At 65.8% G+C, this 20,552-nt stretch carries 19 protein-coding genes and 1 pseudogene; 8 read left to right on the top strand and 12 right to left on the bottom strand.

Translation table 11 applies throughout. From position 1 onward, the window contains the following. Window positions 1-90: 90 nt before the first annotated feature. The 3 genes and pseudogenes from E8F12_RS19265 to E8F12_RS19255 form a co-directional block, all read left to right on the top strand. A pseudogene (locus E8F12_RS19265) lies at window positions 91-1,823 on the top strand (Na/Pi cotransporter family protein); the annotation flags it as partial. Window positions 1,824-1,888: 65 nt separating this feature from the next. Next, window positions 1,889-2,392, top strand: a complete 504-nt coding sequence (locus E8F12_RS19260) for a GNAT family N-acetyltransferase (RefSeq protein WP_280326797.1) — start codon at window positions 1,889-1,891, stop codon at window positions 2,390-2,392. A gap of 92 nt (window positions 2,393-2,484) precedes the next feature. Further along, window positions 2,485-3,528, top strand: a complete 1,044-nt coding sequence (locus E8F12_RS19255; protein ID WP_280326796.1) for a DUF5924 family protein — start codon at window positions 2,485-2,487, stop codon at window positions 3,526-3,528. Between the two features lie 182 nt (window positions 3,529-3,710). On the opposite strand, the gene E8F12_RS19250 is transcribed toward E8F12_RS19255, so the two are convergent. After that, window positions 3,711-4,937 (bottom strand): spore maturation protein, encoded by a 1,227-nt coding sequence (locus tag E8F12_RS19250; RefSeq protein ID WP_280326795.1) that lies wholly within the window; start codon window positions 4,935-4,937, stop codon window positions 3,711-3,713. Window positions 4,938-5,094: 157 nt separating this feature from the next. After that, entirely contained in the window at window positions 5,095-6,426 is a 1,332-nt protein-coding gene (gltP, locus tag E8F12_RS19245) for a glutamate/aspartate:proton symporter GltP (protein ID WP_280326794.1), read from the bottom strand. A gap of 305 nt (window positions 6,427-6,731) precedes the next feature. Here gltP and wrbA point away from each other — a divergent pair, with 305 nt between their 5' ends. Further along, window positions 6,732-7,328 (top strand): NAD(P)H:quinone oxidoreductase, encoded by a 597-nt coding sequence (gene wrbA / locus E8F12_RS19240; RefSeq protein WP_280326793.1) that lies wholly within the window; start codon window positions 6,732-6,734, stop codon window positions 7,326-7,328. A 476-nt stretch (window positions 7,329-7,804) separates the two neighbouring features. Here wrbA and E8F12_RS19235 read toward each other — a convergent pair whose 3' ends face one another. The 3 genes from E8F12_RS19235 to E8F12_RS19225 are packed head-to-tail and all read right to left on the bottom strand — an operon-like array spanning window position 7,805 to window position 8,359. Next, window positions 7,805-7,966 (bottom strand): DUF1328 domain-containing protein, encoded by a 162-nt coding sequence (locus E8F12_RS19235; RefSeq protein ID WP_280292163.1) that lies wholly within the window; start codon window positions 7,964-7,966, stop codon window positions 7,805-7,807. Window positions 7,967-7,991: 25 nt separating this feature from the next. Continuing rightward, window positions 7,992-8,135, bottom strand: coding sequence for a hypothetical protein (locus E8F12_RS19230; RefSeq protein WP_280326792.1), 144 nt, complete (start codon window positions 8,133-8,135; stop codon window positions 7,992-7,994). Window positions 8,136-8,155: 20 nt separating this feature from the next. Next, window positions 8,156-8,359, bottom strand: a complete 204-nt coding sequence (locus E8F12_RS19225; RefSeq protein ID WP_280326791.1) for a hypothetical protein — start codon at window positions 8,357-8,359, stop codon at window positions 8,156-8,158. Between the two features lie 495 nt (window positions 8,360-8,854). On the opposite strand from E8F12_RS19225, the gene algB reads away from it, so the two are divergent. Both algB and E8F12_RS19215 read left to right on the top strand, forming a co-directional pair. Continuing rightward, window positions 8,855-10,201 carry a sigma-54-dependent response regulator transcription factor AlgB gene (gene algB, locus E8F12_RS19220; RefSeq protein ID WP_280326790.1) on the top strand — a complete coding sequence of 449 codons (1,347 nt, stop codon included), beginning with the start codon at window positions 8,855-8,857 and terminating at the stop codon, window positions 10,199-10,201. A gap of 14 nt (window positions 10,202-10,215) precedes the next feature. After that, window positions 10,216-11,991, top strand: coding sequence for a KinB sensor domain-containing domain (locus E8F12_RS19215; RefSeq protein WP_280326789.1), 1,776 nt, complete (start codon window positions 10,216-10,218; stop codon window positions 11,989-11,991). 89 nt (window positions 11,992-12,080) lie between these two features. Here the strand turns inward: E8F12_RS19215 and E8F12_RS19210 are convergent, their stop codons facing one another. Further along, a complete protein-coding gene (locus E8F12_RS19210; RefSeq protein WP_280326788.1) occupies window positions 12,081-12,860 on the bottom strand; it encodes an N-acetylmuramoyl-L-alanine amidase in 780 nt (259 codons plus the stop codon). Next, complete coding sequence (locus tag E8F12_RS19205; protein WP_280292158.1) at window positions 12,857-13,450, bottom strand: MarC family protein; 594 nt, start codon at window positions 13,448-13,450, stop codon at window positions 12,857-12,859. Before E8F12_RS19205 ends, E8F12_RS19210 begins: the two co-directional genes overlap by 4 nt. Window positions 13,451-13,719: 269 nt before the next feature. On the opposite strand from E8F12_RS19205, the gene E8F12_RS19200 reads away from it, so the two are divergent. Continuing rightward, the gene (locus E8F12_RS19200; protein ID WP_280326787.1) at window positions 13,720-15,138 is read left to right on the top strand and encodes a DASH family cryptochrome; all 1,419 of its coding nucleotides are present in this window, start codon (window positions 13,720-13,722) and stop codon (window positions 15,136-15,138) included. 6 nt (window positions 15,139-15,144) lie between these two features. Here E8F12_RS19200 and E8F12_RS19195 read toward each other — a convergent pair whose 3' ends face one another. The 5 genes from E8F12_RS19195 to E8F12_RS19175 all read right to left on the bottom strand — a co-directional run bounded on the left by E8F12_RS19195 (window position 15,145) and on the right by E8F12_RS19175 (window position 19,681). Beyond that, window positions 15,145-17,067 (bottom strand): GGDEF domain-containing protein, encoded by a 1,923-nt coding sequence (locus tag E8F12_RS19195; RefSeq protein WP_280326786.1) that lies wholly within the window; start codon window positions 17,065-17,067, stop codon window positions 15,145-15,147. After that, entirely contained in the window at window positions 17,064-17,942 is an 879-nt protein-coding gene (locus E8F12_RS19190; RefSeq protein WP_280326785.1) for an endonuclease/exonuclease/phosphatase family protein, read from the bottom strand. Before E8F12_RS19190 ends, E8F12_RS19195 begins: the two co-directional genes overlap by 4 nt. A gap of 16 nt (window positions 17,943-17,958) precedes the next feature. Then, entirely contained in the window at window positions 17,959-18,591 is a 633-nt protein-coding gene (locus E8F12_RS19185; RefSeq protein ID WP_280326784.1) for a thiol:disulfide interchange protein DsbA/DsbL, read from the bottom strand. 142 nt (window positions 18,592-18,733) lie between these two features. Then, window positions 18,734-19,339, bottom strand: coding sequence for a c-type cytochrome (locus tag E8F12_RS19180; protein WP_280326783.1), 606 nt, complete (start codon window positions 19,337-19,339; stop codon window positions 18,734-18,736). A gap of 51 nt (window positions 19,340-19,390) precedes the next feature. Then, a complete protein-coding gene (locus tag E8F12_RS19175) occupies window positions 19,391-19,681 on the bottom strand; it encodes a c-type cytochrome (protein WP_280292152.1) in 291 nt (96 codons plus the stop codon). A 175-nt stretch (window positions 19,682-19,856) separates the two neighbouring features. On the opposite strand from E8F12_RS19175, the gene yihA reads away from it, so the two are divergent. Further along, entirely contained in the window at window positions 19,857-20,498 is a 642-nt protein-coding gene (gene yihA, locus E8F12_RS19170; RefSeq protein ID WP_280326782.1) for a ribosome biogenesis GTP-binding protein YihA/YsxC, read from the top strand. Window positions 20,499-20,552: the final 54 nt, after the last annotated feature.

Genomic DNA, 20,552 nt, shown 5'->3' with positions numbered 1-20,552 from the left:
AGATGACAATTTCATTACCACTCGCCTGACTGCGCCGCTGTTTCCCCGCGCATGGACACAGCGGCCTTCGCGATCGCCAGGAGGGCCACCATGCTGACGCTGCTCAATCTGCTCTCGGCCGTCGCCTTGCTCATCTGGGGCACGCACATCGTGCGAACCGGGATCCTCCGTGTGTACGGCGCCAACCTGCGCCGCCTGCTCAGCCGCAGCGTGCGCCGCCGTCCCCTGGCCTTTGCTGCCGGCATCGGGGTGACCGCCCTGGTGCAGAGCAGCAATGCCACCGCGCTGCTGGTCAGTTCCTTCGTCGCCCAGGGCCTGATGCTGCTGGCCCCGGCACTCGCCATCATGCTCGGCGCGGACGTCGGCACGGCGCTGATGGCGCGGGTGCTGACCCTGGACCTGTCCTGGCTGTCGCCACTGCTGATTTTCTTCGGCGTGATCTTGTTTCTCTCCCGCAAGCAGACCCGCCTCGGCCAGCTCGGCCGCGTGGGCATCGGCCTCGGGCTGATCATCCTCGCCCTGCAGCTGATCATCGCCGCCGCCGAGCCCATCACCACCGCAAAGGGGGTGAAGGTGCTGTTCTCTTCGCTCACCGGCGACGTGCTGCTGGATGCCCTGACCGGCGCCCTGTTCGCAATGGTTTCCTACTCCAGCCTGGCTGCCGTGCTGCTCACCGCGACCCTCGCCGCGTCCAAGGTGATCTCCCTCAAGGTGGCGCTCTGCCTGGTGATTGGTGCCAACCTCGGCAGCGGCGTCCTCGCCCTGCTCAGCAGCGGCCTGCAGAACGCCGCCGGGCGCCGGGTGGCCCTGGGCAGCCTGCTGTTCAAGCTGGCCGGTTGCGCCCTGGTGCTGCCGCTGGTGGGGCCGCTGGCCAACTGGATCGACGGCTGGCCCATCTCCAATGCCGAGCTGGTGATTGCCTTCCACGTCCTTTACAACAGCGTGCGCTGCGCCCTCTGCCTGCCGCTGACGGTGCCCATGGCGCGCTTCTGCGATTGGCTGCTGCCGGACCGCCCGCAGCCCGACGATGTGGTCAAGCCGCGCCACCTCGACCCCGCCGCCCTGGAGACGCCGAGCCTGGCCCTGGCCAACGCGGTGCGCGAGACCCTGCGCATGGGCGACATCGTCGAGCAGATGCTGAACAACCTGCTGCATCTGTTGCGCGGCGGCGACCCGATGCTGGGCAAGGACATCCACCGCCTCGACGACGATATCGACGCCCTCTACACCGCCATCAAGCTCTACCTGGCGCGCATGCCGCACGAGGACCTGGGCGAACGCGACAGTCGGCGCTGGGCCGAGATCATCGAACTGACCATCAACCTGGAGCAGGCCGGCGACATCATCGAGCGCATGCTCGACGACGTGCAGAGCAAGAAGAACGCCCAGGGCCGCGCCTTCTCCGATGAAGGGCTGGCGGAGATCGTCAGCCTCCACGACCAGCTGGTGGAAAACCTGCGCCTCGCCCTCTCGGTGTTCCTCAACGGCGACCAGGAAAACGCCAAACGCCTGCGCCGGGCCAAACAGCGCTTCCGCATCCTCGAACGGCGTTACGCCCATGCCCACGTTTCGCGGCTGCACCAGCAGGTGGTGCAAAGCATTGAGACCAGCGCCCTTCACCTGGGCCTGATCAGCGACATGAAGCGCCTCAACTCGCTGTTCTGCGCCATCGCCTATGCGGTACTGGATAACCCCGACGCGCCGGAAGCGGTGGACGAGGACGTCGCCCAGCCGGAGGCCCAGCGTTACTTCGGGCCGGAGGTCCAATCGCACCGCTGAGCGAGCCTTTACCGCTACAAGGTTCGCCCAGTCGACAGCCACGCAGCGCGGTTGCCAGGCCACGCGCCCTGGGCCAGAGTGCCTGCAGTCACCCACGAGCGGGATGCCCATGTCGATCAGGAAGCTGCGCATCAGCGATATCGAAGCCTTGCACCGGCTCTTCGTCGAAGTCAGCGCCGAGGGCGAGTTCCTCCTGCGCGCCGAAGCCCCGCCCATCGAGCAGATGCGTGCCCAGTTGCTGCGGACGCTGCCCCTGGGCCTGCCGCAGTTCGTCGCCGACATCCGGGATGAGCTGGTGGGCTCGATCGAGATCTTCCCGGCCAGTTTCTGCCGGGTGTATGACGGCTCGGGGGAGGACTTCGGCCTGCTCGGCATGCAGGTGTTGAAGGCCCATCGCGGCAAGGGCCTGGGCGGACAGCTGATGGAAGCGGCGCTGGATCGCTGCCGGCAGCTGGGCATGCGCAGGGTGGACCTGGTGGTGCTGAAATCCAACGGCCCGGCCATCCGCCTCTACGAGCATTTCGCCTTCCGCTGGGTGGCGGATCTGCCGCCCTGCACCCTGCCCAACGGCCGACCCGACCAGCCGCAGACGATGCGCCTGCTGCTGGGCTGAACCGCACGCCGTCAGCCCGGCGGCATCGCGCCTTCTCAGGGTCGCCGGGCGGCAGTATCCTGCGCGCTTTGCCCCGAGCCCAGTCGCGCCCGATGTTGCTGTCCACTTTCAAGCCCCAGGTACTCAAGCTGATCGAGCTGCTGCAGCGGCATCCGCGGCTGATCGCCCTCTATGGCTTCTGCTCGGGCATGGCGAGCTTCTTCCTGGTGGAGCGTGGCGCGCGGGTGGCCAAGGTGATCGCCATCCTGCTGCTGGTGAGCTGGGTCTGGTTGATGCTGGAAAACCTGTTCCGGCGCAGCATCGAACGGCTCTTCGGCATCGAGTTGCCGCCACCGCTGATGCGCTTCCTGACCCAGCTGATCCACCAGGAAAGCCTGTTCTTCGTGCTGCCGTTCTTTGCCATCACCACCAGCTGGAACAGTGGCCAGGCCCTGTTCACCGGCCTGCTGGGCGTGGCGGCGCTCTGCTCGATCACCGACCCGGTCTACAACCGCCACCTGGCGCCGCGCCGCTGGCTGTTCCTCGCCTATCACACCCTGACGCTGTTCGCCGTGCTGCTGGCGGCGCTGCCGCTGATCCTCCAGCTGACCACCGCGCAGAGTTACCGCTGGGCCCTTGGCACCGCCGTGGCGCTGTCCTTCGTCAGTCTGTTCGGCACGTTCCGCGTGCAGCACTGGTGGCGCGGCGTGGGCCTGGTGGGGCTGACTCTGGCGTTGGGCGGACTGGGCTGGGTGACGCGGGTATGGGTGCCGCCGGCGACCCTCTGGCTCACCGAGGTGGCCGTGACACCCGACCTGGACAACCACAAGCGGACGCCAGGCAATGGGGTGAAAGAGGTCAGCGCGGCGGAACTGCGCAGCAAGGGGCTCTACGCCTATACCGCGATCAACGCGCCGCGCGGGCTGAACGAGCGCATCTACCACGTGTGGCGTTTCAATGGCCGCGAGGTGGACCGCATCGCCCTGGATATCCACGGCGGCCGCGAGGCGGGCTACCGCGCCTGGACCCACAAGCAGAACTTCCCCGGCAACCCGGCGGGCCGTTGGCAGGTGCAGGTACTCACCGAGGCCGGGCAGATGATCGGCACCCTGCGCTTCCGCGTTACCCCGTCCGAGCTGCCGCCCAAACCGCACTGATCTCGACTGGTGTCGTAGGTTGTGGCTGAGCCATGCGAAGCCCAACAGACAAAAGCCCCTCACCCCAACCCCGCCCTGCGCCCCGGCCTGATCGCTTCGCGCTCAGTCGTTCATCGGCACTGGAAGCGCTGCTTCCGAAAATGTGCCTCTTCACCCCGCAAGCGGGAGAGGGGGCTGTTAGTTCAGCCGAAGAACCAGTAGCAGACGCCAATGGAGGCCAGCACCCCGGCCAGGTCCGCGAGCAGGGCGCAGCCCACGGCGTGGCGCGCGCGCTGGATGCCCACCGAGCCGAAGTAGACCGCCAGCACATAGAAGGTGGTTTCAGTGCTGCCCTGCATGGTGGCGGCCACCAGCGCAGGGAAGCTGTCGACGCCCTGGCTCTGGATGGTCTCGAGCAGCATGGCCCGGGCCGCACTGCCGGAGAACGGTTTGACCAGGCCGGTGGGCAGCGCCTCGACGAAGCGGCTGTCCAGCCCCAGGCCCTCCACCGTCCAGCGGATGCCATCCAGCACCAGGTCCAGGGCACCCGAGGCGCGCAATGCACCGACGGCGCAGAGCATGGCCACCAGGTAGGGCAGCAGGTTCTTCGCGACGTCGAACCCTTCCTTGGCCCCCTCGATGAAGCTCTCGTAGACCGGCACCTTCTTCAGCGCGCCCATCACCAGGAAGGCGAGGATCAGGGCGAACAGGGTGAGGTTGCCGAGCAGCGAGGACAGCGCCGTCAGCGCGGTCGCCGAGAGGCCGGCCAGCACCGCCATGAAGCCCCCGAGCAACAGCGCGCCGCCGCCGAACCAGGCGAGCAGCACCGGGTCGGTCAGTTTGATCCGCTGCATGAAGGCCACCGAGAGCAGCGCGGTCATGGTGGAAATGGCGTTGGCCAGGAGGATGGGCAGGAACACCAGGGCCGGGTCGCTGGCGCCGGCCTGGGCGCGATACATGAAGATGGACACCGGCAGCAGCACGAAAGAGGAGGCGTTCATGACCATGAACAAAACCTGGGCGTTACTCGCCGAGGTGCTGCTTGGGTTCAGTTCCTGCAGGGCCTTCATCGCCTTGAGGCCGATGGGCGTGGCGGCGTTGTCGAGGCCCAGGCCGTTGGCGGTGAAGCTCAGGGTGACCAGGCCAAGGGCAGGGTGACCGCGCGGCACCTCCGGCATCAGGCGGGCGAACAGCGGGCCAAGCAGACGCGCGAGGATATCCACCAACCCGGCCTTCTCGGCAATGCGCAGGAAGCCGAGCCAGAGGGTGAGGGTGCCGAACAGCAGGATCATCACGTCGACCGAGAGCTTGGCCATGGCGAACAGGCTTTCCACCATCGCCGCCCAGACGCCCGGGTCCCCACCTATCCAACGCCCCACTGCGGCCACCGCCGCCACCAGGAAAAAGCTCAGCCACAGGCCATTGAGCATGTGCAGTCCCCCAAAAATCAGTGACGCGGATTCTAGCGGGGCGGCAGCCGTGGCGGCGAATGCAATCTCTGGGAAGCCGAGTCTGGCGCCGGAGCACCTGTCCGCCAAACGGCCATAAAAAAGCCCCGACTCGGTCGGGGCTTTTTTATCACTCGGATCAGTCAATCACCGCGCGGCCCTTGGGCTGCGCCTCGGCGCTGCGCCAGTGGGGCAGGGAGTTCCAGTAGCGCTCGCCCTTCTCGGCGTCGTACATGCCTTCCCACCTGGCGATCACCAGTACAGCCAGGGCATTGCCGATCACGTTCAGGGCGGTGCGGGCCATGTCCATGATGCGGTCGACACCGGCGATGAAGGCCAGGCCCTCCAGGGGGATGCCGACGCTGCCGAGGGTGGCCAGCAGCACCACGAAGGAGACGCCCGGCACGCCGGCGATGCCCTTGGAGGTCACCATCAGTGTCAGCACCAGCAGCAGTTGCTGGCTGATGGACAGGTCGATGCCGTAGAGCTGGGCGATGAAGATGGCGGCGATGCTCTGGTAGAGGGTCGAGCCATCGAGGTTGAAGGAGTAGCCAGTGGGCACCACGAAGCTGCTGATGGCCCGCGGCGCGCCGTAGGCTTCCATCTTCTCGATGATGCGTGGCAGCACGGTTTCCGAACTCGCGGTGGAATAGGCGAGGATCAACTCGTCCTTGAAGATGCGCATCAGCTTGACGATGGAGAAGCCGAACAGGCGCGCCACCAGGCCCAGCACCATGAAGGCGAAGAAAGCGATGGCGAAGTAGACCAGCAGCACCAGCTTGGCCAGCGGCAGCAGGGAGGCGAAGCCGAAGTTGGCGACTGTCACCGCGATCAGCGCGAACACGCCGACGGGGGCGTAGGCCATGATCATGTGGGTGACCTTGAACATGGTTTCCGAGACGCCCTGGAATATCTTCACCAGGGGCTCGCGGGTTTCGCCCGGCAGGCTCGACAGGCCCAGGCCGAAGAGCACCGAGAAGAAGATGATCGGCAGCATTTCGCCACGGGCCACCGCAGCGAAGATGTTGGAGGGGATCAGGTTGAGCAGGGTCGAGATCAGGGCATGGTCGTGCTGCACTTCCTGGGCGGTCTGCTGGTACTTGGAGATGTCCACGGTGCCCAGGGTGCTCATGTCGATGCCGGTGCCAGGCTGGAAGAAGTTCGCCAGCAACAGGCCGACCACGATGGCCACCGTGGTGATGATCTCGAAGTAGACGATGGTCTTGAAGCCAATGCGGCCGAGCTTCTTGGCGTCACCCACGCCGGCGATGCCGACGATCAGCGAGGCGATGACGATCGGGATGACGATCATCTTGATGAGGCGGATGAAGATGTCACCGGCCGGTTGCAGGACGTTGGCGATCCACCAGGCTTTCTCGGCACTGAAGTGGTTGAGCAGGGCGCCAATGGCGATACCCAGCACCAGCCCGATGAGAATCTGCCACGCGAGGCTCAGTCTGGCCTTGGTCATAGTCGTCACCCTCTGATTTCTTATGGAAGTCGGGAGTACGGCAGCGTCCGGGATGGCCGGGCGAACCGCAAAGGGGCGCCATGATTCATAGGGTGCTAATGATCGTCTAATGCCGTAACCGTCTACCCCATGCCGAATCGGCATAATGAAAACCAGATAGGACGATGGTTCCAGAGGTTGCCGGATAGCAGTTCCGGCATGCCCGACGTCCCGAAAGGCAAGGCGGCGAAGTGTGTGGACGCCATCTAGGCTGACTGGGTCCGGCGGTTTCCGGCCGCCTGCCCATGGAAACCTGGAGAGCGGAAATGAAGAAGGTGCTGGTGCTCTATTACTCGATGTACGGTCATATCGAACGCATGGCGGAATCGGTCGCCGAGGGTGCGCGCAATGTGCCGGGGGTGGAGGTGACCCTGAAGCGGGTGCCGGAAACCATGCCCGAGGACGTGGCCCGAAAGGCCGGCGCCAAGCTGGACCAGGCCGCGCCCGTGGCCAGCCCGCAGGAACTGGCGGACTACGATGCCATCCTGTTCGGCACGCCGACCCGCTTCGGCAATATGTGCGCGCAGATGCGCAATTTCCTCGACCAGACCGGCGGACTCTGGGTGAAAGGGACACTGATCGGCAAGGTGGCCAGCGTCTTCACGTCCACCGGTACCGGCGGTGGCTCCGAGACCACCATCACCTCCTTCTGGCACACCCTGGCGCACCACGGGATGCTGATCGCCGGGCTGCCCTATTCGGCGCCCGAACTCAGCGACATCAGCGAACTTCGCGGCGGCTCGCCCTATGGCGCGGCCACGATGGCCGGGGCCGACGGTTCGCGCAAGCCGAGCGAGAAGGAACTGGCCCTGGCGAAGTTCCAGGGGGAGCATGTGGCGAAACTGGTCAGCAGGATGCAGTGAGGCGGGATAAGTGCTCTGTAGGGGCGAATTCATTCGCCAAGGGATGCGAAGCATCCCCATGGTCTCAAGGGGCAGACCTTCGGCCTGCTTGGCGATTGAAATCGCCCCTACAGGACGTTGCTCCAGAATTGATTCCCGCTGCCCACCGGGAGCTGGCACCCGTCCAGCTCCCGGCAGCAGCTTGCCTGACCCGGCCCGCCTGCGCGGAGGCTCCCCCTTTACCCCTGGGTCACGCCGCTCCTGACGACGCGGAACAACCCGACCCCTTGGTCCAACGGCCCGTTGCCGGGCCATCCCTGGAATCCTCAGTACCCGTTCGGATTCGCGTTCAACTGCTCGTCGAGAATGTGTCGGACCTCCTCATCCGGCTCGCCTCGCCAGCGGTAACTGGCGAGGCGACTGGGCGACTTGTCGTCAAGCACCTGCCCATAAAGTGCCCAGGCATCTTCCTTGTTTCAGCTATCCATCGAACCTCCTCAGGGCGCTCGGCGACCCATGATGAAGGACACCACGAACAGCACCAGGAAGATGATGAAGAGAATCTTCGCGATGCCCGCGGCGGTCCCGGCAATGCCACCGAAACCCAGCACGGCGGCGACTATGGCGATGACCAGGAATGTAAGTGCCCAGCTCAACATGGCTTTCTCCTTCTGCTTTGGTTATTCAGCGCAGCGGCTTGCAGCCTGGCTGCACTCGAACCACCGACACCGCGACGTACGCCGAGCCAGCGGATGCTGCGAATTGCTCGAGGACGCTGTGCAGCATGCCGATGCAGCACAGCGCGGTGATCAGGACGAAGCTCCACATGGCACGACTCCTTGCTCCATTCAGAATGTCCAGCGCGGCTGGACGCTGATTTCGGCCCAGCCGCGCTGGCGGACTTCATGGAGCGGGCCGTCGGCACGGACCGGCGCGATGGAACTGCTCTGTTCCGCGGCCGGCACCTGCAACGGCTTGGGTTGGATGCGTTCGCGAAACTGCTGTTCGGCGAGTAGCCCAAGCAGTACGACCAGTCCGATGAACAGGGCCATGAATAATCTGGACGTGCGCGATTGGAAGCCTTTCATCCTCGAATCCTCCCTCGGGCGGATTTGCCGGCCTGGCCGGCTCTGGATCTTCAAGTGCACGGCACATGCCACTCAGGACCCGGATAAAAACCTCGTTAATTCAGTCTGTTACACCAAGCATCCGATCTGGCCTGGCGGCAATTTGCATGATCGCGGGTTCTCCGTTCGGGCAAATTGCACTTCTCGAAAAGACCTGGAACCTCCCTGTTCCAGGCGGAGTGCACCTGGGGTGCGCAGGGGTCACAAGAGGTAGAAAGACCGGTGCGACTTCAGGTACGGGAAACGTCGCAAGGCCTGTGCCATTCCTTCTTGAAGTTGAATTCTCTTATTAGTCAGCAAGTTGCTTTTTTAGCTGGGTGTTCCTACGCGTGCATGCTGCAACGCATGTAAGAAATACGATTGCAACTTGCACGATATTTCTTGGACTAACTTTCTATGACTCGGAAATGGAGTGAGAGCATGGAACCGGTAACCGAGAACCAGGGACGCATACTGCTGGTGGATGACGAAGCCGCCATTCTGCGCACCTTCCGCTACTGCCTGGAGGACCAGGGCTACAGCGTGGCCACCGCCGCCAGCGCCCCCCAGGCCGAGGCGCTGCTGCAACGGCAGGTATTCGATCTCTGCTTCCTCGACCTGCGTCTGGGCGAAGACAACGGCCTCGACGTGCTGGCGCAGATGCGCGTCCAGGCACCCTGGATGCGGGTGGTGATAGTTACCGCGCACTCGGCGGTGGACACCGCGGTAGACGCCATGCAGGCCGGTGCCGCCGATTACCTGGTCAAGCCCTGCAGTCCGGACCAGCTGCGCATGGCCGCGGCCAAGCAACTGGAGATGCGCCAGCTCACCGCGCGCCTGGAGGCGCTGGAGGGCGAGATGCGCCGCGCCGGCGACGTCCTCGAATCTCAGAGCCCGGCGATGATGGCGGTGCTGGAAACCGCCCGCCAGGTGGCCGGCACCGACGCCAATATCCTCCTCCTCGGCGAGTCCGGCACCGGCAAGGGCGAGCTGGCCCGCGCCATTCATGGATGGAGCAAACGGGCGAAGAAATCCTTCATCACCATCAACTGCCCGTCGCTCTCGGCCGAACTGATGGAGAGCGAACTGTTCGGACATAGTCGCGGCGCCTTCACCGGTGCCAGCGAAAGCACCCTGGGCCGGGTCAGCCAGGCCGACGGCGGTACCCTCTTCCTCGACGAGATCGGCGACTTCCCCATCAGCCTGCAGCCCAAGCTGCTGCGCTTCATCCAGGACAAGGAATACGAGCGGGTGGGGGACCCGGTGACCCGGCGCGCGGATGTGCGCATCCTCGCCGCCACCAACCTCGACCTCGATGAGATGGTCCGCGATGGCCGCTTCCGCGAAGACCTGCTTTACCGCGTCAATGTGATCGCCTTGAGCCTGCCGCCGCTGCGTGAACGGCACGAGGACATACTCGGCCTCGCCGACCGCTTCCTCGCCCACTTCATCAACGACTACGCGCGTCCCGCCCGCGGTTTCAGCGAGGAGGCGTTGGCGGCGCTGCAGGGCTACCGCTGGCCGGGCAACGTGCGCGAGCTGCGCAATGTGATCGAGCGCGCCAGCATCATCTGCAACCAGGAACTGATCGATGTCGGCCACCTGGGTCTGGGTGACACCTCCACCGACAGCTCGCCGCGGGTGGGCGGCCCACTGAGCCTGGAAGCGCTGGAGCGGGCGCATATCGCCGGGGTCCTGGCCAGCAGCGAGACCCTGGACCAGGCAGCCCGCACCCTCGGCATCGACGCCTCGACCCTGTACCGCAAACGCAAGCTCTACGGCCTGTGATCCGGCCCGCTGGCATGAGACTGCGCACGCAGCTGTTCCTGAGCATCTCCGCGCTGATCACGGTGGCCCTGGTGGGTCTGCTGCTGGGTCTGTTCAGCGTGATGCAGCTGGCCGGCTCCCACGAACACCTGATCAATCGGGCCTTCGCCACCATCAACATCAGCCTGGAGCTGCGCCAGCACCTGGGCGACCAGTTGGTCAACCTGATGGGCAAGGAACTGGACGTACCCGCGCTGGAGGAATCCCAGCGCAAGTTCCTCGCTGCCCTGGAGGAAGGCCTGAAGTCGGCGGGAGATGCCGAGACTCACGAGCAATTCCAGAAGATCGCTGCGTCTTACCAGACCTTCCTCGAGGTGGTGCACCAGCCTGCCGACCTGCGTAGGGGCTTGTTGGACGACAATGACTTCAGCCATTCCCTGGACCTGCTGCGCAACAACATGGTGGCACTGCAACGCCACTCCCTGGCGGTGGTGGACGGTGCCGAGGGTACCGCCCGCGACCGCGCCGTGCTGATCGCCAGCTTGATCGGCCTGCTCGGCGTGGCGGTGCTGCTGAGCGGCGTCGTCACCGCCCAGGGCATAGCCCGGCGCTTCGGCGAACCCATAGACGCCCTGGCCAAGGCGGCCGACCAGATCGGCCAGGGGGATTTCCAGGTCACCCTGCCGCTGTCGCCGGTGAACGAGATCGCCGCGCTGATCCGCCGTTTCGGCCTGATGGCCGAGGCACTGCGCGTTCTCAAGGCGAGCAACATCGAGAAGCTGCTGGCCGAGCAGCAACGCTTGAAGGCGGTGCTCGACAGCATCGACGACGGCCTGCTGATCCTCGACCGCCATGGACGAGTAGAGCACGCCAACCCCGTGGCTCAACGCCAGTTGTCCTGGGAGGAGCAGCCCAGCGGCCAGTCGCTGGCGGGGGCCCTGGGCCACCCGGAGCTGGACGAGCTGGCTCAGCGGGTATTGCGTGGCGACCCCCTGGAAGAGGTGCCGGAGGATCTGGTGGTAGACGCCGATGGCGAGCAACGCGTGCTGAGCTGGCGACTGGCGCCGGTGGTACTGGACGAGGAGCGTCGCCTGGGCGGCGTCATGGTCCTGCGCGACGTGACCGAGGAGCGCGCCTTCGAGCGGGTGCGCAACGAGTTCGTACTGCGCGCCTCCCACGAACTGCGCACCCCGGTGACCGGCATGCAGATGGCCTTCGGCCTGCTCAACGAGCGTCTGCGCTTCGAACCGGAATCCCGCGAGGCAGACCTCTTGCAGACAGTGGACGAGGAGATGCATCGGCTGGTGCGACTGATCAACGACCTGCTGGACTTCTCCCGCTACCAGAGCGGCGTACAGGTGCTGGAGCGCCAACCCTGCGACCTCGAGGAAATGCTGGCGCAGCTGCGCCAGCGCTACTCCGCCCATGCCGGCGAACGGTCCATCGAGATCGAGCTGGAACTGCAACCACCGTTGCCACGGGTGAACCTGGACCGCCTGCAGATCGAGCGGGTGCTGGACAACCTGGTGGGCAACGCCATCCGCCACAGCCCGGAGGGCGGCCATATCCGCCTGCAGGCCAGGCGTCATGGCGAGCGGGTGCTGCTCAGCGTCGCCGACGAGGGCGAGGGCGTGCCCTACAGCCAGCAGGCGAGGATCTTCGAGCCCTTCGTGCAGATTGGCCACCGCAAGGGCGGCGCCGGCCTCGGGCTGGCCCTGTGCAAGGAGATCGTGCAGCTGCACGGCGGGCGCATCGGCCTCTATTCACGGCCGGGGCAGGGGGCGCAGTTCTATATGACGTTGCCGGTGTAGGTAGGGGCTGCAGCTTTCCTTGTAGGGGCGAATGAATTCGCCCCTACAGAAAAGAAGATCCTGCAACGTGGAAGTTCTTCTCTCGGCCCTCAGTGGGGCATCCCGTTGAGCACCAGCAGCAGGGCTGCAGTCTCGGCGTCCGGCTGTCCATCGTAGAGGCGCTGGCGGTATTTCATCTGGAAGGCGGCGATGACGCTGCGCGTGGCCTTGTCCAGCACGCCCGTCTGCGGGGTGGTATAGCCCTGGCGCGCCAGCTGCTGCTGGAACCAGCCGATGGTGGGCAGGGCCAAGGCGAAGCGTGCCTGCTCGCGGGCTACCGCGCGGACATCCGGCCAGGGGACCAGGCCGGCGTCGGCGAGGCGCTTCCAGGGGAAGAGCGGACCCGGATCGACCTTCCGCTGGGGGGCGATGTCGCTGTGGCCGATGATGCTGCCGGGCGGCAGGCTGTGGCGCTGGACGATGTCCTTGAGGAGCAGGATCAGGGCGTCGATCTGCTCCTCGCTGAACGGCTGGTAGACCCGGCCGTTGGCGGTTTCGCGATAGCCCTCGTTGACCAGTTCGATGCCGAGGGTGCTGGCGTTCAGCCAGGTACGGCCCTGCCATTCGCTTTCTCCGGCATGCCAGGCACGGCGGTTCTCATCCACCAGACGGTAGATCTTCGCCGGGTGGTCGCCGATCAGGTAGTGGCTGCTGACGCCATCGCGGGTCAGCACGCGCAAGGAGCCGTCCAAGTCAGTGGAGGTGTAGTGCAGCACCACGTACTGCACGCGGCTGCTCTGGCTCACGGAGGTGTGGCTGTCGTCGATGCGCAGCCCACCGGCGCAGCCGCCGAGCAAAAGCAGGGCGAGGCTGAGGAATAGGGTCTTCATGGGTTCAGGTGGAGGATGCTTTGCAGGTTATCGAGCAGCATGTCGATGCTGAGCATGATTAGCAGCATACCGGTCAGGCGCTCCACGGCCATCAGGCCACGGTCGCCGAGGAAGCGCTGCAGGAAGGCGGCCTGCAACAGGATCAGCGCGGTGCAGGCCCAAGCCAGCAGTACCGCGACATAGAGTTCCCAGAGCGCACCCTGGTGGGTGTTGCGCAGGGTCATCAGCACCGCCAGGGCCGAAGGGCCGGCCACCGCCGGGGTGGCCAGGGGCACCAGCATCGGCTCGCCGCCGGGCAGGTCGCCGAGCACGCCCTCCGGCCGCGGGAAGATCAGCCGCAGGGCGATGATGAAGAGGATGATGCCGCCGGCGATGGCGATGGACTCGCGGGACAGGCCGAGGCCGCTGAGGATCTTGTCGCCGAAGGTGAGAAACAGCATCAGCAGCGCCAGGGCGAACAGCAGCTCGCGCAGGGCTACCCGCAGGCGCCGCTCGGGGGCGACGCCCTTGAGGGCGGCGATGAAGATGGCGATGTTGCCGAACGGGTCGGTGACCAGAAAGATCAGGACGGCGATGCCTAGGATTTCCATGGGGGTTCCCCTCAACCAATGGGCGAAAGTGTAATGGCCGGCGGCGCTGGCGTCTGCGCGAAGGCTCAAAGCCCGGCGGCGAACCTGTTACGGATTCTTCCCAGGGCTGCCCGGCGGGAAAAGGGCGCGGATTATACGCGGTGCGTGATTGCGCGGGGCCAGCACGCAATCGGACATGGGGCCTACAAGCCGGGATGAACGGCGACGTGGAGTTTTCAGCCTGCAGGTAATGTTGTAGGGAGGGGATACCCCAGCCGAGGGAAACCGCCATGCGCCGCGCGCTGCTTTGGTTGAAGCAGGACCTCAGACTCGATGACCACCCGGCGCTGCAGGCGGCACTGCAGGCGGATCGCCTGTTGCCCTTGTATGTCTTCGACCCGGCAATGCTCCGGCCTTCGCCCCTCGGCCCGCGCCGGCTGGGCGTGCACCGCGCGCGCTTCCTGCTGGAAAGCCTCGCCGCCCTCGACGCCGGCCTGCGCCAGCATGGCTCGCGCCTGCTGGTGGTGCAGGACCATGCCGAACTGGTGATCCCCACCCTGGTGGAGCGCCTGGGCATAGACGAGGTGCTGACCCTGGAGGAGGTGGCGCCGCACGAGCGCGCCGAGATCCGCCGGGTGCGCCATGCCCTGGGGGTGCCGCTGTCCGAGCTGCGGGGCAACAGCCTGCTGCGCGAAGAGGAGCTGCCCACGCCGCTGAACGATCTGCCTTCGGTCTTCAACCAGTTCCGCGCCCTGCTGGAGGAGCGCCCCATCGTCTTCCAGCCCCGCGCCATGTCCTATGCCTTGCCCCCTCTGCCGAGCGGCGCGGCCAGCCTGATGGAGCCATTGCCGACCTTGTCCCGCCTGGGCTTCGGCGAGCCCCTGGGGGTACCGGCCACCGCCTTTCCCTTTTCCGGCGGCGAGCCGGCGGCCCTGGCGCGGATGCGCGACTACCTCTGGGAATCCCAGGGCGTCCATCAATACCAGGACAGCCGCAACGGCCTGATCGGCAGCGAGTACTCTTCCAAGCTTTCGCCCTGGCTGGCCAATGGCAGCCTGTCGCCACGCCGGGTCGCCGCCGAGCTGCACCGGCTGGAGGCGCAACATGGCCGCAGCGAATCCACCCAGCAGCTGTGGATGGAGCTGCTGTGGCGCGAGTTCTTCCGCTGGACCCTGCTGCGCTACGGCGGTGCGCTGTTTCGCGCGGACGGCCTGAAGGCCACCGCAAGGGCGCCGCGCAACCTCGACGAACGCTACCTGCGCTGGTGCAACGGGCGTACCGGGATGCCGCTGGTGGACGCCAACATGCGCGAGCTGGTGATGACCGGCTGGATGTCCAGCCGCGGCCGCCAGGTAGTGGCGAGCTACCTGGTGAACGACCTGCAGCAGGACTGGCGCTATGGCGCGGCCTGGTTCGAGGAGCACCTGCTGGACTACGACCCGGCGAGCAACTGGGGCAACTGGGCCTACCTTGCCGGGGTGGCCAGCGACCCGCGTCGCGCAAGGGCCTTCAACGCCCTGCGCCAGGCCCGCCAGTACGATCCGGACGCCGCCTACGTCAGCCTCTGGCTGCCGGAGCTGCGCGGGTTGCCGGTGGAGCAGCGGCACACGCCCTTCATGCTCAGCGAACCGCAGTTCGCCGGCCTGGATTACCCACGGCTGGAACATATCCCGGACAACTGGAAGCCCTACATCCCGAGCGCGGCCTGATCCGCTTCAACCCGGCTGCGGCATGCCCTGCGGAGCGGATTCGCCCGGCCCCGTCGCCAGCTGGGCTGGCGCCAGCTCGATCCGGTCGCGGCCCTGGTGCTTGGCGCGGTAGAGCGCCTGGTCGGCACGCTGGAAGGCAGCATCGGTGGGCTCGCCGGCCTTCAGCGCGGCAAGACCGGCGGAGAGGGTGATCGAGACCCGCTCGCCCTTGAAGTGGAAGGGGCAGGCCGCGATGGCGGCGCGCAGGCTTTCCAACAATTGCTGACCGCCCTCTGGCGGCGTGGACGGCAGCAACAGGACGAACTCCTCGCCGCCGAAGCGGGCGATGAAATCGGTCTGGCGCAGGCGCCGGCCGAGTTCGCCGGCGATGATCTTCAGTACCTTGTCGCCGGCCAGATGGCCGTAGCCGTCGTTGACCCGCTTGAAGTGGTCGATATCGATCACCGCCAGCAGCAGCTCTCCACCATAACGTTGCTGCCGGGCCACTTCGATCGCCAGGCGCTCGTTCCAGGCAGCTCGATTGGGCAGCCCGGTGAGTGGATCCTGCAGGGACTTCTGGCGCTGGGCTTCGAGGTTGTCCTGAAAGCCCTTGGCTTCCTCTTCCATGGCTGCCACCCGCGCCATCAGCGCCTGCAGCCGCTCGCTCACTTCCTGCTCACGGGCCGAACGCTGGTGCTGGTAGCAGTTCACAGTGTCGAGCAGGCCGTCGAGGTGCTGTTCCAGGTTCTGCTTGAGATGGTGGAGGTCGGTGGCATCCTGCATGCTGGCCTGCAGCCCGCTGACGTGCTCGCGCAGCTGGTCGCCCAAGGTGCGAGCGCAGTGCACCGACTCGGCATAACCCTCCTGGGCGGCGCTGAGGTGTTCGAGGAACAGCGCCAGTCGCTGGTTGAGCTGCTTGAGATAGCCGGCGAACTCGCGCTGGCCGTTGTCGGTCACCGCCAGCACCAGCACGCCCAGGTCGTCCAGCACCGGCACCAGTTCGTACCAGTTGAGCCCGCCGACCAGACGCTGGCGCAGGGCTTCTGCCTGGAGTTGGTGGAATTCGGGTAGGTCCAGTTCATCGAGCAATGAGCGGAGGCTGTCGGCCACATGGGGCGCCACCGCGCTGTAGCCGGGCTCGGGCATCGCGGGCAGGGCGTAGGCGGGGTCACCTTCGCCAGTGATCAGGGAGGCCGCCAGGGGCAGGCTGTCGAGGGCGCTGCTGGCCGACAGGACCGATTCGGCCCGAGGGGCGTGCGCCAGCTCGGGCTCGGGCTCGGGCTCGGGCTCGGGCTCGGCAACGATGATCAGTTCTGCTTCGGTCGGTGCCAGCGGAACCGCCTTGGCTTGCGCCGCAATCGTCGCAGCAGGGGCGTGGGAGGGAGCTGGGGCTGGAACAGGTTCGACTTCTCCGAGGCTTTCGTCCCGACCGCCGAACAGCCGCTGCAGCAACCCGGGCCTGGCGACAGCCGTTGCGTCGCTGGCGAGGGCCTGCAGGGCCTGCCCCTGGAGCATGCCGAGCTCGGCCAGCAGGGCCGGCAACTCACGGGGCTGGCGGATACGCTCATCGATGCGCTTGGCGAACTGCTTGAGGCCCTTGCGCACGTCCCGCGGCAGCTCCAGGTCGAGCAGGCGGTTGGCGAAGCTGGTGAGGGCGCTGACGCTCTGCTCCACGCGCTGCTGGCGGCGCTGCTCGGAGTCCAACACTGCCTTCTCCAGGCGCGGAATCAGTGCCGAGAGGCCGGCATCCATCTGCTCGCCGCGGATGATCTCGCGCAGCTCCTGCATGCACTGGTCGACGGCCTTGTCGGAGCCTTCAGCCGCCAGGGAACTGCGCACCAGGCCACGCCGCAGCAGGTCGAGGCGGGCGTCCCAGCGTTTCTCGAGCTTCTCCTGCTGCTCGAGGCTTTCCAGGTACTTGGCCTTCCAACGCTGGGGGTCGTCGCTCATGCAGGGGTTCCGTGCTCGGGTTCGCTCAGCGCCAGGGGCAGGTCGGCCCGCAACTCGTCGGGCAGGCGGATATCCACCGCCACCGGCAGGTGATCGGAAATCGGCTGGCTGAGCACCGCAACCCGCTCCAGGGTCAGGCTCGGGCTGAGCAGGATGTGGTCCAGGCAGCGCTGCGGTCGCCAGCTGGGGAAGGTCGCCTCGACCTGGGGCGCCAGGAGACCGAGGTCGCGCAGCGGCGAGTGCTGCAACAAGTCGTTGGCGTGGGTGTTCATGTCGCCCATCAGCACCAGGTGGCGGTAATTGCCCACCAGCTCGCGGATATAGGCCAGCTGCCGGGTGCGCGTACGGGCGCCGAGGGAGAGGTGCATCATCACCACGGCCAGCGCTTCGCGCCCCTTGCCGAAGCGCATCAGGATAGCCCCGCGGCCGGGCGGGCCGGGAAGGGGATGGTCTTCCAGCAGGTTGGGCTGCAGGCGGCTGAGCAGGCCGTTGCTGTGCTGGGCGAGGCGCCCGAGGTTGCGGTTGAGTTGCTGGTACCAGTACGGGAAGTCGCCCAGTTGGGCGAGGTGCTCGACCTGATTGATGAAGCCGGAGCGGAGGCTGCCGCCGTCGACCTCCTGCAGGGCGACGAGGTCGTAGTCGCCGAGCAGGTCGCCGATGCGCTGGAGGTTTCCGGCGCGGCCCGTGTGCGGCAGCAGGTGCTGCCAGCCACGGGTCAGGTAGTGGTGGTAACGCTCGGTACTGATGCCGACCTGGATGTTGAAGCTGAGCAGGCGCAGGCGACCGTCGGCGGGCAGGCTACCCCTGTCGCAATGGGGGTTGACCTGTGCATCGCACAGGCTCGCCGCCCGCTCACCCACCCAGCGTCGCAGCATCGGGCGAATGCGCCGCTTACTGCGCGGCGCGCTCCTTGTCGATCAGGTGCTCGGCGACCTTGAGGGTCTGCTCCGGGCCACCCGAGGAGCTGATGTCGAAGCGATACTTGCCGTTGACCACCAGCGTCGGCACGCCGGTGATCTGGTAGGCCATGGCCAGCTTCTTGGCTTTTTCCATCTGGCCCTTCACGCCGAAGGAGTTGTAGGCCTTGAGGAAGGCGTCCTTGTCCACGCCCTGGCCGGCGAGGAACTCGGCCATTTCATCCGGGGTGGCGAGCTTCTTGCCGTCCTTGTGGATGGCTTCGAACACGGCTTTGTGCACCTGCTGCTCGACCTTCATGCTCTCGAGGGTGATGAACAGCTGGCCGTGGACGTTCCACAAGCCGCCGAACATGGCCGGGATACGCACGAAGTTGACGTCGGCCGGCAGCTTCTCCGCCCAGGGGTTCAGGGTCGGTTCGAACTGGTAGCAATGCGGGCAGCCGTACCAGAACAGCTCCACCACCTCGATCTTGCCGGGGACGGACACCGGAACCGGGCTGCTCAGCTCGACGTACTGCTTGCCGGCCTCGATGTCTTCAGCCTGGACGGCGCCCATGCCCAACAGGCTGGCACCGGCGAGAACGGCGGAAAGTATCAGGTTACGCATGCTTCACTCCTTGACGGGAAATAGGGCCACGAGGGCGATGATTCGACCTGCGGCGGTGCGGCGGGTTCCGGCCATTGTAGCGGGCCTGGGAACGAAAAAGGGTGGCCTGGGCCACCCTTGTTCAGCTTCCGGACAACGGACCTCAGTGCAGGCCCTGGATGTAGCTGGAAACCGCTTCGATGTCCTTGTTGCTCAGCTTGGCCGCAATGCCGCGCATGATCATGCTGTCGCCATCGTTGGTGCGGTTGCCTTCGCGGAAATCGGTCAGCTGCTTGGCCACGTACTGGGCATGCTGGCCGCCCAGGTGCGGGAAGCCGGCAGCTGCGTTGCCGGAACCATCGGGCGCGTGGCAGCCGGTGCAGGCGGGCATGCCCTGCTCCAGTTTGCCGCCGCGGAACAGCGCCTCGCCACGGGCGACCACTTTCGGGTCGGCGGCGCCGACGCTGCCCTTCTGGCTGGCGAAGTAGGCGGCGATATCGGCCATGTCCTGGTCGCTGACGTTGTTCAGCAGGCCGGTCATTTCCAGCACGGTGCGGTTACCGGCCTTGATGTCGTTCATCTGTTTGAGCAGGTAGCGTTCGCCCTGGCCAGCCAGTTTCGGGAAGTTCGGGGCGGCACTATTGCCATCCGGACCGTGGCAGGCACCGCATACTGCGGCTTTGGCCTGGCCAGCCTTGGCGTCGCCGGCGGCGTGGGCCATGCCGGTGATGCCCAGGGTCAACAGCAGACTCACGATTACTTTGTTCATCAGCTAATCCAACTACGGCTAAAGGGTAAAGGTGTTTTGTACCGGGCTACTTTATTTGCTCATCCACTGGATGACCGCTTGATAGTCCTCGGCACTGCAATCCATGCACAGGCCTTTCGGCGGCATGGCGTTCAAACCGTTGGTGACGCTCTGCACCAGAGTGTCCATGCCCTTGGCCAGGCGCGGTTCCCAGGCAGCCGTGTCGCCTTTCTTCGGCGCCATTGGCAGCTGGCCCGAGTGGCAGGCACCGCAGGCCCGGTTGAAAACCGCTTCCGGATCCTGGGCTGCTTGCGCAACGAAGGACACCGCCGCAAGGCTAGCGACGAGCAACAATTTCTTCATTATCAACCTCATCGGAAGGGCACTGCCGCGCGTTCTTCAGTGCGTCGGTCACTGCCGTGGACACTAGACCCTGGGGGATAAAGCGCACACTAAATCTGCGGCATTATATACTGGCGATGCTTAAACGGAAACGAAACCGCCCCCTGCGACACCGCGTCGCACCCCTGGACACCGCATGTCACTCAAGAATCCGATCCTCGGCCTGTGCCAACAGGCCCGCTTCCTCATCAGTGCCGCCAAGGTCGACCAGTGCCCGCCGGATGCCGGCCTGGAAGTGGCTTTCGCCGGGCGTTCCAACGCCGGCAAGTCGAGTGCGCTGAATACCCTGACCCACGCCAACCTGGCACGCACCTCGAAGACTCCGGGGCGCACCCAGCTGCTGAACTTCTTCTCCCTGGATGAAGAACGCCGCCTGGTCGACCTGCCGGGCTACGGCTACGCCAAGGTGCCGATCCCGCTCAAGCAGCACTGGCAGCATCACCTGGAGGCCTACCTCAGTAGCCGGGAAAGCCTGGTGGGCCTGGTGCTGATGATGGATATCCGTCACCCGCTGACCGACTTCGACCGCTTGATGCTGGACTGGTCCAGCGCCGGCGGCATGCCGCTGCACATCCTCCTGACCAAGGCAGACAAGCTGGCCTTCGGGGCGGCGAAGAACGCGCTCCTCAAGGTGCGCCAGGAAATCCGCAAGGGTTGGGGCGAAGGCGTGAGCATCCAACTGTTCTCGGCGCCCAAGCGCCAGGGCATCGAGGAAGCGCACGCGGTGCTCGCGCAATGGCTGCAGCTGGACCTGCCGGAAGAACAGGAAGAAGCCTGAGTTCCGGGCAAAAAAAACCCCGGACTTCGTATGGGGAGGGGGAAGTTCGGGGTC

The organism is Pseudomonas sp. BN102 (genome assembly GCF_029871245.1).
Classification (GTDB): Bacteria; Pseudomonadota; Gammaproteobacteria; order Pseudomonadales; family Pseudomonadaceae; genus Metapseudomonas.
The sequence above is the reverse complement of the archived record's forward strand: the minus strand, read 5'-3'. Positions and strand labels throughout refer to the sequence as shown.

Coding starts and splice junctions, on each gene's coding strand:
- yihA (WP_280326782.1), top strand. CDS start 19,857: ATGTCACTCAAGAATCCGATCCTCGGCCTGTGCCAACAGGCCCGCTTC.
- E8F12_RS19175 (WP_280292152.1), bottom strand. CDS start 19,681: ATGAAGAAATTGTTGCTCGTCGCTAGCCTTGCGGCGGTGTCCTTCGTT.
- gltP (WP_280326794.1), bottom strand. CDS start 6,426: ATGACCAAGGCCAGACTGAGCCTCGCGTGGCAGATTCTCATCGGGCTG.
- E8F12_RS19235 (WP_280292163.1), bottom strand. CDS start 7,966: ATGTTGAGCTGGGCACTTACATTCCTGGTCATCGCCATAGTCGCCGCC.
- E8F12_RS19205 (WP_280292158.1), bottom strand. CDS start 13,450: ATGGAAATCCTAGGCATCGCCGTCCTGATCTTTCTGGTCACCGACCCG.
- E8F12_RS19260 (WP_280326797.1), top strand. CDS start 1,889: ATGTCGATCAGGAAGCTGCGCATCAGCGATATCGAAGCCTTGCACCGG.
- E8F12_RS19255 (WP_280326796.1), top strand. CDS start 2,485: ATGTTGCTGTCCACTTTCAAGCCCCAGGTACTCAAGCTGATCGAGCTG.
- E8F12_RS19225 (WP_280326791.1), bottom strand. CDS start 8,359: ATGGCCCTGTTCATCGGACTGGTCGTACTGCTTGGGCTACTCGCCGAA.
- E8F12_RS19190 (WP_280326785.1), bottom strand. CDS start 17,942: ATGCTGCGACGCTGGGTGGGTGAGCGGGCGGCGAGCCTGTGCGATGCA.
- E8F12_RS19210 (WP_280326788.1), bottom strand. CDS start 12,860: ATGAAGACCCTATTCCTCAGCCTCGCCCTGCTTTTGCTCGGCGGCTGC.
- algB (WP_280326790.1), top strand. CDS start 8,855: ATGGAACCGGTAACCGAGAACCAGGGACGCATACTGCTGGTGGATGAC.
- wrbA (WP_280326793.1), top strand. CDS start 6,732: ATGAAGAAGGTGCTGGTGCTCTATTACTCGATGTACGGTCATATCGAA.
- E8F12_RS19215 (WP_280326789.1), top strand. CDS start 10,216: ATGAGACTGCGCACGCAGCTGTTCCTGAGCATCTCCGCGCTGATCACG.
- E8F12_RS19195 (WP_280326786.1), bottom strand. CDS start 17,067: ATGAGCGACGACCCCCAGCGTTGGAAGGCCAAGTACCTGGAAAGCCTC.
- E8F12_RS19185 (WP_280326784.1), bottom strand. CDS start 18,591: ATGCGTAACCTGATACTTTCCGCCGTTCTCGCCGGTGCCAGCCTGTTG.
- E8F12_RS19180 (WP_280326783.1), bottom strand. CDS start 19,339: ATGAACAAAGTAATCGTGAGTCTGCTGTTGACCCTGGGCATCACCGGC.
- E8F12_RS19230 (WP_280326792.1), bottom strand. CDS start 8,135: ATGTGGAGCTTCGTCCTGATCACCGCGCTGTGCTGCATCGGCATGCTG.
- E8F12_RS19250 (WP_280326795.1), bottom strand. CDS start 4,937: ATGCTCAATGGCCTGTGGCTGAGCTTTTTCCTGGTGGCGGCGGTGGCC.
- E8F12_RS19200 (WP_280326787.1), top strand. CDS start 13,720: ATGCGCCGCGCGCTGCTTTGGTTGAAGCAGGACCTCAGACTCGATGAC.